We start from the raw sequence: 12,997 nt of genomic DNA, 5'->3' as shown, positions 1-12,997 counted from the left end.
TATCGTTTCTCTTCTCTTTCAGTGAGGCGCAAGGTGATGTGAGTGAAACAATTCGCGTCTCGGGAGGAGCTTGCGATGCATATCGGATTCATCGGTCTTGGAAATGTCGGCGGAAAACTGGCGGGCAGCATCCTGCGCAACGGCTACGACCTGACAGTTCTGGATCTCGATCCGGGTTTGATGGACCAATTCGTGGCCTCAGGTGCCAATCGTGGCCAGAGCCCGAGGCAATTGACGCAGGTCTGTGACATCGTCATAACCTGCCTGCCCAGCCCGGCGGCCTGTTCGACCGTGGTCGAGGGACACGACGGGATCCTGGAAGGCATGGGTCCCGGCAAGATCTGGGCTGAAATGTCGACCACCGATTCAAACGAAACGCGGCGGCTGGCCGAGCTTGTCATCGCACGGGGCGGCGAGGCGATCGAATGCCCGGTATCGGGCGGTTGTCATCGCGCGGCAACCGGCAACATCTCCATTTTTGCCGGCTGCACCCGCGGCACGTTCGAAAAGGCCCTGCCACTGCTGACGGTTCTCGGGCGCCGCGTATTGCACACCGGGGAAATCGGCTCCGCTTCTGTCTTGAAAGTGGTGACCAACTATCTTGCGACAGCAAACCTGGTTTCGCTCGCCGAAGCGCTGGTTACCTGCAAGGCTGCGGGTATGGATCTCAACACTTCCTACGAGGCGATCCGCATTTCGTCGGGGAATTCCTTCGTCCATGAAACCGAAAGCCAGGTGATCCTCAACGGTTCGCGCGACATATCCTTCACGATGGATCTGGTCGCCAAGGACATCGGCCTGTTCCAGTCAATCGCCGAAGCGCATGACGTTCCGCTGGAACTATCGCCCTTGCTCAACAAGCTGTTTGCGGACGCCATCGGGCGTTACGGTCCGCGTGAGCTGTCTCCAAACATTATCCGAAGGCTTGAGGAAGCGACCGGTCTGCTTGTCCGTGCGCCCGGTTTCCCGCCGGAAATGTCTGACGACGAACCGGAAGAAGCCGGATATGAAGTCGTCCCGAAGCGCGATGACGACATCGTGTCGGGGATTCGGGAAGCGACAGGCCGATGATCGAAAAACGCAAATTCCATATCGGCGGACATTGGGTCGATCCGGTGGAAGCGCGGGACCACCAGGTGATCAATCCGGCGACGGAGGAACCTGTCGCAGTCATTTCTCTTGGAAGTGCCGCCGATGTGGACAGGGCAGTCGACGCGGCGACAGCTGCGTTTCGCTCGTGGTCGGAAACGTGTGTCGACGAGCGGGCCACGTTGCTTGAGCGGATTATCGAAATCTACGAACGCCGTTCGGATGAGATGGACGAAGCCATCCGGTTGGAAATGGGGGCGCCTGTCGATTTCGCAAGGGAACAGCAGACCCCCTCGGGAACCGGCCATCTGCAGGCGACACTTGAAGCATTGAAAACGCATGAATTCGAGCGTCCGAGTCCGCGCGGAGGAAGTCTGCTCCGGCACGAGCCTATCGGGGTTTGCGGTCTGATCACCCCATGGAACTGGCCGATCAACCAGGTTGCCGCAAAGGTCGCACCTGCGCTTGCCGCCGGATGCACCATGGTGCTGAAACCGAGCGAGATCGCTCCTCTTTCAGCGTTGCTCTTTGCCGAGATACTGCACAAGGCGGGATGCCCCGCGGGTGTTTTCAATCTGGTCAATGGTGATGGCCCGGGCGTCGGGGCGGCGATGTCCGCTCATCCGGGCATTGACATGATGTCCTTTACCGGGTCGACGCGGGCGGGTGTTGCAGTGACGCAGAACGCGGCTGCGACTGTCAAGCGAGTGGCGCTGGAACTTGGAGGCAAGTCACCCAACCTGCTCTTTGCCGATGCGGATCTTGAAACGGCGATCCGGTTTTCTCTGGAAAGCTGCTTTTCCAATTCCGGCCAATCCTGCGATGCACCGACCCGGTTGCTGGTCGAAAGGAGTGCTTATGAGGGCGCGGTTACGGCAGCGGAGCGGATTGCAGCGGAAACCACGGTCGGCGATCCGGCCGAGGAGGGAGATCATATCGGCCCGGTGATCAGCAACCTGCAATATGAGCGTATCCAGGGGCATATCGAACGAGGCATCGCCGACGGTGCGCGTCTTGTGGCCGGAGGACCCGGCAGGCCGGCGGGATTTGAAAAGGGTTACTTCGTCAAGCCGACGGTCTTTGCGGATGTCACCAACCAGATGTCCGTGGCTCGCAATGAAATCTTCGGACCAGTGCTGGTGATGATCCCGTTCGAAACGGAAGATGAGGCCATTGAAATGGCCAACGACACACCTTACGGCCTGGCTGCCTATATTCAGACCGGAAGTCCCGAGCGTGCCAAACGCGTCTCCCGGAAACTGCGCGCGGGCAGTGTTTACATCAACGGGGCAGCTCCGGACTGGGATGTTCCCTTCGGCGGATACAAGCAATCTGGCAATGGACGCGAATATGGCGAATTCGGCCTGGAGGACTTCCTCGAACTGAAGTCCATCACAGGATGAAATGAGTAACGAATGCGTTGCAGGAGATATGCTGCCAGAAATTTTAAAGCCGCGCTAACACAATAATTTTGCACGCAGACTGGACCTGCCGCTCATATCAGGTGAGGTTAGACCGAATGAATTCTGGGAGAACTTCATGCGGGATCTTCGCATCTGCTTCGTTGGCGACAGCTACATCAATGGAACAGGGGATGAACGCTGTCTTGGATGGACCGGCCGCCTGTGCGAGCGACGGTTTTCCTGGGACTACCGATTGTCCTTCTATGATCTCGGCATCCGCGGAGAAACGACGGCGGAGGTTCGCGCCCGCTGGAAAGCAGAATGTGAAGCCCGCTTTCCCGAGACTGCCGACAACCGGGTCGTCGTCCAGTTCGGCATAAACGATATTGGTGTTGTGACCGGGGAAGGCCGTCAGATCGAGGAAGATGAAACGGTGGAAGAAGCGGAAGCCTTCTTGAAGGAAGTTTCAGATCTCTATCCGGTCCTGTGGGTCGGTCTGCCTCCGGCAAACGAGGCTTGTTCGCCCATGAAACCGAGTGAGGGGCTGGAGATTTCGTTTTCGCAAGATGCCGCCACAGCACTGAACGAACGGTTCAAGACATGTGCCGAAAAACTGAATGTTCCCTATTTCGATCTTCAGGCGCCGCTGCTGGCCAATCGGGATTACATGAGCAGTCTGACCCGGGGCGACCGGATGCACTGCGACGGAACCGGGTATGCGATGATTGCCAATCTTGTCAATAACTGGGAGGCTTGGGACGGCTGGTTTTCCGAATAGGCCCTTCAACCGCCGAAAGCCTTTCGATCCGGCATCGATGTCAATCGGCTGGACAGTTGCCGTCCGTTTACCTATCTCTTCGCCATGACCGTGCGCGTACAACAGACCTCGAACGACTACGGGATCGTGGTGGAGCCACTGTCGGGCGAAGTGATCGCCTGGCGGGGCGACCAGATGATTGCACGCTCAACGAGAGCGCGTGTCATGTACGAGACCCGGCTCTCCCCTGTGGTCTATTTTCCAGTAGAAGACATTCTGGCCGAACTTGAACCGGCCCCGGCGCACAAAACCTTCTGCCCGTTCAAGGGGACGGCTTCTTATAGCCATGTTCGCCTTGGCGAAGACCTGTCGGAAAACGGCGCCTGGCATTATCCCAAGGCCTTGCCGGAAGGGCAGGCCGTTGATGGGTGCTTTGCTTTCATGCCGGGGGTCGCGACGCGGATCGAGCATCAGGGCGCCGCGATCGATGATCTTCCCGCCGGCAATATTTCCGGACCGGTCGTCGACTGGCTGCTTCGGGAAGCCTGGTTGGCAAAATCTCCCGAAGAGCTTTTGGCCGCTCTGGGGAGCAAGCTGGTTGAAGACGGCATTGCGGTCAGCCGGATGAGCATTCTCATCTGGTCCCTTCATCCGATGATTGCCGGACAGAACTGCCTCTGGCTCCGGGACGAGGACGAGGTAACCAGCCGCTACCCCTCTTATGAAATCCTGGAAAGCCCGATCTTCAAGGAAAGCCCATTCCAGCATGTTGCCGACGGACTGGGAGGTGTGCGGCAGAAACTCGATACCAATCCGGATGAGTTCAATTTCCCGATCATGGAAGATCTGAAGGAGCAGGGTGTCACCGACTATGTAGCGATGCCGCTGCCCTTTTCCGACGGACGCATTAACGTATTGACGCTGGCCTCCGATCACCCCAACGGGTTTACCACGGCCAATCTCGGCCTGATATTCGAATGCTCCGCGCTGATCAGCCGATTGTTTGAGGTTTTCGCGCTGACCTCCAACGCAACGACGCTGCTGGAGACCTATCTTGGCAAGCGCACCGGCGCACGTGTCCTGGGCGGCGAAATCCGTCGCGGTGACGGGGATGTCATCGATGCGGCGATCCTGTTTTGCGATCTGCGCCATTCAACGCGGCTGGAAACCGAACTCGGGCGGGACAGGTATGTCGCCGTGCTCAACCGCTTCTTTGAAACTTCGACCGATATCGTCAATGCTCACGATGGTGAAGTCCTGAAATTTATCGGTGATGCGGTGCTCGCCATATTCCCTGCCAGTGCAGGGCATGCGCAGGCCTGCAGTCAGGCGGTTGCGAGCGCGGAGGAAATTGTCGCTGCGCTGGCGGAGCCTGACCCGGAAATGGAGGACACGTCGCTCTCCTGCGCGATCGGCGTTGCTTACGGCGACGTGACCTACGGCAATGTCGGCTCTAAGGAGAGGCTGGATTTTACGGTGATCGGCAGTGCCGCCAACGTTGCCGCCCGTCTGGGCGACCACGGCAAGATCAACGGCAAATCAATTGTCGTCTCCGAAGAGGTGGCAAAGGTTACCGATTTTCCCGCGGAGAGCCTCGGCAGTTTAAGTCTGCGCAATGTATCGGAGCCGGTCGAAGCGTTCGCAATCACTCCGGAAACGACCGAGCGTCAATAAGCGCTGGCAAGACAGCAAGCCTAGCGAACAGTTTTTTCTCCCAGAAAACCACCCATGGGCTGATTTCGAACCAGAATCACCAGGCCGGACTTGCTCGGCTCAGCTCCGGTTTCGGCCACGCCGCCATAGTTGGCGCAAAGCTCTTCGGCACTCTTTCTCTGGGCTGGTGTGAACATGGTGATCGCCTGACAATCGACGCGGCGCAATTCGCTGTCGGTTCCGGGGCCGCCGGATACGACGATTCCAAAACCGGCCAGAGCCAGAGCGAAAGTAGAGGTGGTTGCAATAGCAAACTTGTTCATTGTCCCCGGTCCCATTTCCCGGCCCGTCTTCATGTCGGGCCCTGCGATATGGTCGGAGAATGGCGGAACGCACCTGTACTGACTCTGAAATCCGCATTCACCTGCTATTCATGTTAGGCGATTCGCAGTGAATTGCCGAGCCCGTGCCCCATTTCAGCCAGAATTGATTCGGCTTAGCGTTGGATAACCGCAAATTCTGGCCGATTTTGACATCGCGAGTATCTCGTTCGCTCGTGATCACGCGGAAACAGAGAGTGTCAAAGTCCGGGTGCCCAGGACCACGAGGCAGGGCGGGAACGAGGCATTTGATCTTCGGTTCGGGTCAAATCAGCCACAGCATTCAAATATCCCGTGCCTGTTTTCGACTGCTGTGCCGGCCACGCGTATCCCGGGCCTGGGGGCAGGACTTTGAAATCTGTTCCTTTGGAACACCTGTTTGGGATTGCTGCATGCCTGCTGTTGTGAAGATGTTCATCTGAAAACCGAAAAGGGGCGGAAAAACCGCCCCTTAACGTCAAAAGTTCAGAAATTGAGTCCGCGCGTCAGGCGGATTGCTGAGCGGTCTCGATACCCTTGTCGGTGAGCAGGCCCTGCAATTCCTTGTTCTGGAACATTTCGCGGATGATGTCACAGCCGCCGACAAACTCGCCCTTCACGTATAGCTGGGGAATGGTCGGCCAGTTGGTGAATTCCTTGATGCCATTGCGCAACTCGTCGTCTTCCAGGACGTTGATACCCTTATAGGGCGCGCCGACATAGTCGAGTATCTGGATTACCTGTCCGGAGAACCCGCATTGCGGAAAATTCGGTGTGCCCTTCATGAACAGCACCACGTCGTTGGTGTCGACTTCGTTCTTGATCCAGTCCTGGATGCTCATGGATTTCTGTCCTTGTGTTTCGCGGGCGCGAGTGAGTTGCGGCCGGTGCGATAAATCAGGTTTGCCACAGCCCTCCAGATGCGCAGTTCCATGACCAGCATGATCACCAAAACCGTGAAGAGAAGCCAAACCATCCAATTTCCTGTTTCTTTGACCGCATATGTGTTTCAAAGCGGCGGAAGTTCAAGAGGCCGTGCGATATGCGCGGCAATGTGACAATCGTGTCAGATCAGTCAGGGGCCTTTGTCTGCAGGGCAAGCGCGTGCAGGGCGCCACCCATGTTGCCCTTCAAGGCTTCATAAACCATCTGATGCTGCTGCACGCGGCTTTTGCCACGGAAGGATTCCGAGACGACATTCGCCGCATAGTGATCGCCGTCGCCAGCCAAATCCCGGATCTCCACCTGAGCGTCGGGCAGCGCCTCCTTGATCAGGGTCTCGATCTCGTTCGCGTTCATTGGCATTGTACGTCAGTCCTCATTTCAAGTTCCTCGAAGGCACCTGCCTCAGGCAACAGCCATATAACTCGGGAACCAATCTTCGTGTGCTTTGCGCAAGTTTGCAACGGATATGGTGAGAATGCCTTCAACATTCAAATCCTTGCCGCCCGTTTTGCCAATTTGTTGAACGTCGATTCCGGCATCCAGAACGTCTTCCATCACGGCATCGACCTTGTCCGGAGAAACGGTCAGAACATAGCGGCCCTGATCTTCGCCGAAGAGAGCTGCATGGGCCGGGCCGTCGATTGCGACATGCGCGCCGATATCGCCTGCCATTGCCATTTCAGCCAGGGCAACGCCCAGACCACCGGAGGATATGTCGTGGACACCGGTTAGCCGGGCTGCGCCGATCAACTGACGCACGATTGTTCCCCGGCGTTTTTCGGCAGCCAGATCAACCGGCGGCGGGGCACCTTCCTCGCGGCCGAGGATATCGACAAGATACTGGGACGCACCCAGATGTGTACCAGGACCGCCGATCAGCAAGATCGCATCACCTTCCTGTGCAAAGGCCGCGCCCGCGCGCACCGTCACATCCGGAAGCAACCCGACGCCGCCGATCGCAGGGGTCGGCAGGATCGCTTCGCCGTGTGTCTCATTGTAAAGCGACACATTGCCTGACACGATCGGGAAATCGAGCGCGCTGCAGGCTTCACCGATGCCTTTGATACAGCCGACGAACTGACCCATGATCTCGGGTTTTTCAGGGTTGCCGAAGTTGAGGTTGTCGGTTGCCGCAAGCGGTTCCGATCCCACGGCTGTCAGGTTGCGCCAAACCTCGGCAACCGCCTGTTTGCCGCCCTCGAACGGATCTGCTTCGCAGTAACGCGGTGTCACGTCAACGGAAAAGGCGAGGCCCTTGCGCGTGCCGTCAACGCGAATGACACCGGCGTCGCCGCCTGGTGTCGCTGCGGAGTTACCCTGGATCAGCGTGTCATATTGTTCATAGACCCAGCGGCGGGACGCGCCATTTGCGCTGCTGACAAGCGTTTTCAGCGCATTGGCGTAGTCGGCAGGCTCTTCAACGTCGCTCGCAGCAAGAACGGGCAATTTCCGGGGTTCTGTCCACGGCCGGTCGTATTCGGGCGCCTCGTCTCCGAGTTTCTTGATCGGCAGGTCGGCGACGACATCGCCCTGATGTTTGACGACGAACTGAAGTGTGTCCGTGGTCACGCCGACGATGGCGAAGTCGAGGCCCCATTTCCTGAAGATTGCTTCCGCCTCGTTTTCCATGGCCGGACGCAGCACCATCAGCATGCGTTCCTGGCTTTCGGACAGCATCATCTCGTAGGCGCTCATGTGATCCTCGCGGACCGGGACCTTGTCGAGGTCGAGCTCTATGCCAAGGCCACCCTTTGCACCCATCTCGACAGCGGAGCAGGTGAGGCCGGCAGCACCCATGTCCTGGATCGCGATTACGGCGCCTGTCTCCATCAGTTCCAGGCAGGCTTCAAGAAGGCATTTTTCCGTGAAAGGATCGCCAACCTGAACCGTGGGGCGTTTTTCCTCGATCGTGTCGTCGAATTCGGCGGAGGCCATGGTCGCGCCGCCGACACCATCACGGCCGGTCTTTGCGCCGAGGTAAACCACCGGCAGGCCGATGCCCTTTGCCTCCGACAGGAAGATGGCGTCCGATTTGGCAAGTCCGGCAGCAAAGGCATTCACCAGGCAGTTGCCGTTGTAGCGGGCATGAAACTCGACTTCGCCGCCGACGGTCGGAACACCAAAGGAATTGCCATAACCACCGACGCCGGAAACGACGCCGGAAACGAGATGCCGTGTGCGAGGATGATCCGGCTCGCCGAATCGCAAAGCGTTCATTGCCGCAACCGGTCTGGCGCCCATTGTGAAGACATCGCGAAGGATGCCACCGACACCGGTCGCTGCACCCTGGTATGGCTCGATATAGGACGGGTGGTTGTGGCTCTCCATCTTGAAGACGACTGCCTGGCCGTCTCCGATGTCGACGACACCGGCATTCTCGCCCGGTCCCTGCAGCACGCGCGGTCCCTCAGTAGGCAAGGTTTTCAGCCATTTCTTGGAAGATTTATACGAGCAGTGCTCGTTCCACATGGCGGAGAATATACCGAGTTCGGTAAAGGTCGGCTCCCTGCCGATCAATTCCAGAATGCGCTCGTATTCATCCGGTTTCAGGCCATGGGAAGCAATCAGGTCGGGCGTGATCTTGATGTCGTTCGGGATCATGACGTTCCAGTGTTTTGGGCTGCTGTCTCAGGGCCGAGCAGCCGCGGTCGGGCAATGTTGCCGCCGTTTAGCAGATTGCGTGCCGAATTGGGAGAGGAACGGGGAAAGTTTGTCTCAAAGAATACGCGAACAGGCCGCTTCGATCTTCCGAGCAGCCAGCCAACGGTGAAAACCGCTTTCGTCGAGGTATGTCAGGGTTGATTGGAAACCCGCGACTGGATTTTCAAGGTGATCTGCTGCCATTCGCGGACGCGGCTTTCAAGTCGCCTGATTTCCTTGTCCTTGAAGGTGCTTTGCTGCCTGAGTTCCTGAACGGTGTGCTCAAGCTTCATGATGCGCAGCAGTAACCGTTCCGCCGTCAATTCTTTTGATGCTGAAATTTGATCATTCGGTTGCATAGGAGAACTTCGTTTCTCTAAATTCTTGCCTTGAGAGCTGAGTATTTTCTTAAATAAAACAATGACTTCATCATGGGGTTCCATTGTATTCACATGGCGCTGTTTTGATAAGTTTGTCGAAATAAGTTTTTCAAAATTAACTTGGCGTAGAGTAATTGGTTGTATCTGGGTTGTAAAGGTAATCATTGTCAAAATAACTAAAAGTTTAACTATGCTTAAGAACAGGGGCACGTAGCGGTAGTCGGTTGGCTCCGGGAATTGTCCAATGACCGGATATTCGGGGTTTGACGGCGATGTAGTTTGATCGGAAATCAGACGCGTCTGCGGCTCAAGAACAGCGAAGAGCTGAATGCGACCAGGACGCGGTGAAGGGCCTGTCTATTCAAAACTGTCGTAACCGGCACCGCTGTCTTCCAGAAGATTTCTCAGTATTTCAAGGCCCTTGGCCGTTTCTTCCCGAGTGAGTGGATTTGTAATGCCGACCCGCACACGATGATAGACCCTGCCGGAGCGTCCCGACTTGAATTCGTCCTCGTCGTCAACAAGCGTGTTGAAGGCTGCGGCCGCAGCCTTGAAGGTACCCGAAAGCCAGGGCTCGGGAACCTTGAGCCAGAAAAACGGGGCATCGGCCGCCGAAGCATGCTCGAATGGATCAAGTAGTTGCTGAACCAGACCGTGACGGGCGGCAATTTCCTCCAGCACGCCCTTGCGCAAGGTGTCGGCGGTTCCGCTGAGGACAAGGCGCGCTGACAGTTCCGAGAGCAGAAACGATATGCCGCCTGTCAGCATCTTGTGCGCCGTGTAGATCCGCTGGGCGTGAGAAACGGGACTGGAGACCCAGCCGCCGCGCACTCCTGCCGTGACGGCCTTGGACAGGGACCCGACATGAAAAGTGCGCTCCGGAGCGAGTTCCGCAAATGGAGCCAGTCCGGTATTGCGCAATGATCCGTAGACTTCGTCCTCGATGATCCAGAGATTGTGCCGGCGGGCGACCTCCACCAGTTCGATGCGTCTTTCAACGCCCATCAGCCTGGTTGTCGGATTGTGCATTGTCGGCATGACGAACAGTATCTTCGGGTGGCGCTGTGCGCAGACGCTGGCGAGATCATCCGGAAGAGGACCCTCCTCATCACTTGTGATCTGCACGGGTCTGCGTCCGGTAAGTGCCGAACCACGGGCAATCGAGCTGTAGGTAAGGTCTTCGAAGGCGACCTGGTCTCCAGGTGCTGTTGTGGCCGTTATGATCGCCATGATCGCCGCCTGGGCGCCCGTTGTCGGCACGATAGAGCCTTCCGGTGGCTGCCAGTCGCCCCGGGACAACCAGACACGTCCAGCCTCCCGCCAGCGTTCAGGTACGGACCGCGTGTAACTGGCAATATCATAAGGCGCATCGCGGGTGATCTCGGCAGTCAGTTCACGGATCGCCCGTGCCTGACCGACCTCCGGTGCGGATGTACTGTCAAAACGGATGGCTTCTGGGGACGGCACCGAAACACGTGTACCTGCGAACGCAATGTCCTTGGGAGTTTTCATCGCGCCCTGAACCCAGGAAACCTCTGCCGGCACGGCAGATCCGGTGCCGTTGCCCGGGTTTGAAAGGGAGTTGACCGCAGGCTTGGTCTCTTCTGCGAGCGCTTCACCTTCATGGGTGCCGAGGACGTATGTACCCCGGCCGACTTCTCCGCTGACCAGTCCACGTTGACGAACGACCGCATAGGCGCGGCCGACTGTGCCGACGGTTACACCAAGATCATACGCCAGGTTTCGCTGGGGCGGCAGCTTTGCACCTGCAGCGAGTTTACCTGTCGCGATTTCCTCGGCGATGCAGTCGGCAAGACGAATGTAGAGCGGGCCGTGGCCCTCGGGGATGCTCGGCAACCAATTTGTCATGGTGACAATTTAGTATATTGCACCCGTTCAAGAGTCAATTCATATAATTGAGCCGCAACAATTCTTCAATTTAAGCAAATTGTACCCGAAAATCAGGTGTCAAAATGAATTCAATGGTGACAATACGAGTCAGCGAGTTTCCTGTGCAGCGGCGGCGGCGCCGATTTGGCCGGATTGTCTGGAACAAGCTGGTGTCCTGGGCACAATTGTACCGGACGCGCAGGCAACTGCTGGAATTGACGGACAGGGAACTGGATGATCTCAATCTGACACTGGAGGCAGCGCGCCGGGAAGGCTGCCGGCCGTTCTGGGACAGTAGCCGCTGACCTGTGTCGGTGGTGTGCCAAGGCCGGAAATGTTCTGATCTCTGCAAAAAATCTGCTTCAAGCCGGTATTTTCATTTCCCGGACCGGGAGTGGGATCCCGGTCCGGGATACGATACTCAGACCGCGCCGGTATATTCGCCGCGGGCCGGGTAGTCGTTCTTTTGGACGAAGTCGAGCGCACCGATCATTTCCTGGAAATGCGGGCGGACGAAAGGCATCGTTTGTACGGAAGCGAAGTAAAGAGTGCCGTCACCCCTCACCAGGAAAACACCCGGTTCTGAGAAGAGGGCAGGTTCCTCGATACCGATGGACGTGGTGCCACGGCTCGTCGAAATGTAAAGGCCCCATTCCTTGGCGGCCGAAAGGGACAGACCATATCCGAAGCGCAGCGCTTCGTGTCCGACCTTCTCGGCCATCTGCTGGGCGCGATCCTTGGTGTCGGAAGAAATTGCGACCGTCTTGACACCCTTGGCTGCAAAATCCGGTGTCAGCCGGCCGAGTTCTTTCAGGTATGTGGCACAGATCGGGCAATGCAGGCCGCGATAAAACACGACGAGCGTGGCAAACTCCGCGCCGTCCTGTGCGAGATCAAATGTGCCTGAATCAAGGGTTTCAACGGTCAGGCCGGGAACCTGCTGGCGTGGGACTAGCATCTTTTTCCTCATACTGATTGGAGCAAGGCTTCACTTTTGCCTTTCGATGCGCTTAAAATAGCGAACGAACGAAGAAGAAACATCCCGAAAAGATGATCAGGAGTACGGAAGTGCCGGTTGCCTATCGAACGTCATTCAGCGGTAAACTCGACCGGTTGTCCTCCCTCATCGACAGACTGCGGGTGCAGGTCGCCAATGCAATGACGGACGAACCGGGTGGGGGCATGGCCAATCTGGTCATCTATGCAGACCCTTCAGGCGAACACAGGCTGGTGTATTGCCCCTTGCTGGAAGAAGAGGAAACACAGCATTTTCCCGAAACCGCGCCCGTTATGGGCGAAGCACCCTTGGTGGCCGCCAACATCGCGATATCGGGGATCGGCAAGCAACTGATCAACGCGCTGCCGGCCTGTATTTCCGTTCCCCTATCGGAAGAGCCTTATCTGACAGCCGTAGTGACGCCCTTGATCGAAGAAGCCACCATGCCCCGCTGCGGTGGACAGGCGGCTTTCCAACGCCTGTGCGAGGTGGTGGTGATCCGGTTGTTGCGGCACGCCATGGAAGAGGGCAAGGCCAATTCGGGACTGTTGAACGGGCTGGCGCATCCGCGGGTGGCCGCAGCCCTGGTGGCAATCCATGAAGCGCCGGGCGAGGCCTGGACACTTGAAAGGCTGGCGGAAACGGCAGGCATGTCCCGGACCCAGTTCGCCGTGACATTCAAGGACCTGGTTGGCGCAACTCCGATGGGATACCTGTCAAACTGGCGGCTGGACATTGCCCGAGCGGAACTTGAAGGGGGCCGTCAGGTCAAATCGGTCGCAACGATTTGCGGCTTTTCGAGCCCGGCAGCGTTTTCAAGGGCCTTTTCCAGACGCTTCGGCTATCCTCCGAAGCAGAAAAGAAAGCAGGCCGCCGCCTGATGT

General features: G+C 57.6%; 14 protein-coding genes. 6 read left to right on the top strand and 8 right to left on the bottom strand.

Annotated features, from left to right (window positions below; translation table 11 throughout):
• The first annotated feature begins 75 nt into the window (after positions 1-75).
• The 4 genes from LA5095_RS15515 (at position 76) to LA5095_RS15500 (ending at position 4,923) form a co-directional block, all read left to right on the top strand.
• Positions 76-1,071 (top strand): NAD(P)-dependent oxidoreductase, encoded by a 996-nt coding sequence (locus LA5095_RS15515; RefSeq protein WP_055116403.1) that lies wholly within the window; start codon positions 76-78, stop codon positions 1,069-1,071.
• Positions 1,068-2,492: an aldehyde dehydrogenase family protein gene (locus LA5095_RS15510; protein WP_055116401.1), complete on the top strand. Its 1,425-nt coding sequence runs from the start codon at positions 1,068-1,070 to the stop codon at positions 2,490-2,492. The genes LA5095_RS15515 and LA5095_RS15510 overlap by 4 nt, the downstream gene beginning before the upstream one ends.
• 136 nt (positions 2,493-2,628) lie before the next feature.
• On the top strand, positions 2,629-3,270 hold the full coding sequence (locus tag LA5095_RS15505; RefSeq protein WP_055116399.1) for a GDSL-type esterase/lipase family protein: 642 nt from the start codon (positions 2,629-2,631) through the stop codon (positions 3,268-3,270).
• Positions 3,271-3,354: 84 nt separating this feature from the next.
• Positions 3,355-4,923 (top strand): DUF427 domain-containing protein, encoded by a 1,569-nt coding sequence (locus LA5095_RS15500; protein WP_055116397.1) that lies wholly within the window; start codon positions 3,355-3,357, stop codon positions 4,921-4,923.
• Between the two features lie 20 nt (positions 4,924-4,943).
• Here the strand turns inward: LA5095_RS15500 and LA5095_RS15495 are convergent, their stop codons facing one another.
• The 7 genes from LA5095_RS15495 to LA5095_RS15470 all read right to left on the bottom strand — a co-directional run bounded on the left by LA5095_RS15495 (position 4,944) and on the right by LA5095_RS15470 (position 11,095).
• Positions 4,944-5,225, bottom strand: coding sequence for a hypothetical protein (locus LA5095_RS15495; RefSeq protein WP_055116942.1), 282 nt, complete (start codon positions 5,223-5,225; stop codon positions 4,944-4,946).
• Between the two features lie 542 nt (positions 5,226-5,767).
• Entirely contained in the window at positions 5,768-6,103 is a 336-nt protein-coding gene (grxD, locus tag LA5095_RS15490; protein WP_055116396.1) for a Grx4 family monothiol glutaredoxin, read from the bottom strand.
• Positions 6,100-6,237, bottom strand: coding sequence for a hypothetical protein (locus tag LA5095_RS32715; protein WP_156958871.1), 138 nt, complete (start codon positions 6,235-6,237; stop codon positions 6,100-6,102). Before LA5095_RS32715 ends, grxD begins: the two co-directional genes overlap by 4 nt.
• Before the next feature lie 95 nt (positions 6,238-6,332).
• Positions 6,333-6,566: a BolA family protein gene (locus LA5095_RS15485; protein ID WP_008196307.1), complete on the bottom strand. Its 234-nt coding sequence runs from the start codon at positions 6,564-6,566 to the stop codon at positions 6,333-6,335.
• A gap of 42 nt (positions 6,567-6,608) precedes the next feature.
• The gene (gene purL, locus LA5095_RS15480) at positions 6,609-8,807 is read right to left on the bottom strand and encodes a phosphoribosylformylglycinamidine synthase subunit PurL (protein WP_055116393.1); all 2,199 of its coding nucleotides are present in this window, start codon (positions 8,805-8,807) and stop codon (positions 6,609-6,611) included.
• Between the two features lie 191 nt (positions 8,808-8,998).
• Entirely contained in the window at positions 8,999-9,289 is a 291-nt protein-coding gene (locus LA5095_RS15475; protein WP_144436006.1) for a hypothetical protein, read from the bottom strand.
• A 294-nt stretch (positions 9,290-9,583) separates the two neighbouring features.
• A complete protein-coding gene (locus LA5095_RS15470; RefSeq protein WP_055116391.1) occupies positions 9,584-11,095 on the bottom strand; it encodes an aminotransferase-like domain-containing protein in 1,512 nt (503 codons plus the stop codon).
• A gap of 104 nt (positions 11,096-11,199) precedes the next feature.
• On the opposite strand from LA5095_RS15470, the gene LA5095_RS15465 reads away from it, so the two are divergent.
• The gene (locus LA5095_RS15465) at positions 11,200-11,421 is read left to right on the top strand and encodes a DUF1127 domain-containing protein (RefSeq protein ID WP_055404288.1); all 222 of its coding nucleotides are present in this window, start codon (positions 11,200-11,202) and stop codon (positions 11,419-11,421) included.
• A 116-nt stretch (positions 11,422-11,537) separates the two neighbouring features.
• Here LA5095_RS15465 and LA5095_RS15460 read toward each other — a convergent pair whose 3' ends face one another.
• A complete protein-coding gene (locus LA5095_RS15460; protein ID WP_055116940.1) occupies positions 11,538-12,074 on the bottom strand; it encodes a peroxiredoxin-like family protein in 537 nt (178 codons plus the stop codon).
• A 92-nt stretch (positions 12,075-12,166) separates the two neighbouring features.
• Between LA5095_RS15460 and LA5095_RS15455 the strand changes: the two genes are divergently transcribed.
• Positions 12,167-12,994 carry an AraC family transcriptional regulator gene (locus LA5095_RS15455; protein ID WP_208992707.1) on the top strand — a complete coding sequence of 276 codons (828 nt, stop codon included), beginning with the start codon at positions 12,167-12,169 and terminating at the stop codon, positions 12,992-12,994.
• Positions 12,995-12,997: the final 3 nt, after the last annotated feature.

It is taken from the genome of Roseibium album, from assembly GCF_001404515.1.
In the GTDB taxonomy this organism is placed as follows: Bacteria; Pseudomonadota; Alphaproteobacteria; order Rhizobiales; family Stappiaceae; genus Roseibium; species Roseibium album.
The sequence above is the reverse complement of the archived record's forward strand: the minus strand, read 5'-3'. Positions and strand labels throughout refer to the sequence as shown.

Coding starts and splice junctions, on each gene's coding strand:
- LA5095_RS15510 (WP_055116401.1), top strand. CDS start 1,068: ATGATCGAAAAACGCAAATTCCATATCGGCGGACATTGGGTCGATCCG.
- LA5095_RS15485 (WP_008196307.1), bottom strand. CDS start 6,566: ATGCCAATGAACGCGAACGAGATCGAGACCCTGATCAAGGAGGCGCTG.
- LA5095_RS15455 (WP_208992707.1), top strand. CDS start 12,167: ATGATCAGGAGTACGGAAGTGCCGGTTGCCTATCGAACGTCATTCAGC.
- LA5095_RS15495 (WP_055116942.1), bottom strand. CDS start 5,225: ATGAACAAGTTTGCTATTGCAACCACCTCTACTTTCGCTCTGGCTCTG.
- LA5095_RS32715 (WP_156958871.1), bottom strand. CDS start 6,237: ATGGTTTGGCTTCTCTTCACGGTTTTGGTGATCATGCTGGTCATGGAA.
- LA5095_RS15515 (WP_055116403.1), top strand. CDS start 76: ATGCATATCGGATTCATCGGTCTTGGAAATGTCGGCGGAAAACTGGCG.
- LA5095_RS15475 (WP_144436006.1), bottom strand. CDS start 9,289: ATGGAACCCCATGATGAAGTCATTGTTTTATTTAAGAAAATACTCAGC.
- LA5095_RS15500 (WP_055116397.1), top strand. CDS start 3,355: ATGACCGTGCGCGTACAACAGACCTCGAACGACTACGGGATCGTGGTG.
- LA5095_RS15470 (WP_055116391.1), bottom strand. CDS start 11,095: ATGACAAATTGGTTGCCGAGCATCCCCGAGGGCCACGGCCCGCTCTAC.
- LA5095_RS15465 (WP_055404288.1), top strand. CDS start 11,200: ATGAATTCAATGGTGACAATACGAGTCAGCGAGTTTCCTGTGCAGCGG.
- LA5095_RS15505 (WP_055116399.1), top strand. CDS start 2,629: ATGCGGGATCTTCGCATCTGCTTCGTTGGCGACAGCTACATCAATGGA.
- purL (WP_055116393.1), bottom strand. CDS start 8,807: ATGATCCCGAACGACATCAAGATCACGCCCGACCTGATTGCTTCCCAT.
- grxD (WP_055116396.1), bottom strand. CDS start 6,103: ATGAGCATCCAGGACTGGATCAAGAACGAAGTCGACACCAACGACGTG.
- LA5095_RS15460 (WP_055116940.1), bottom strand. CDS start 12,074: ATGCTAGTCCCACGCCAGCAGGTTCCCGGCCTGACCGTTGAAACCCTT.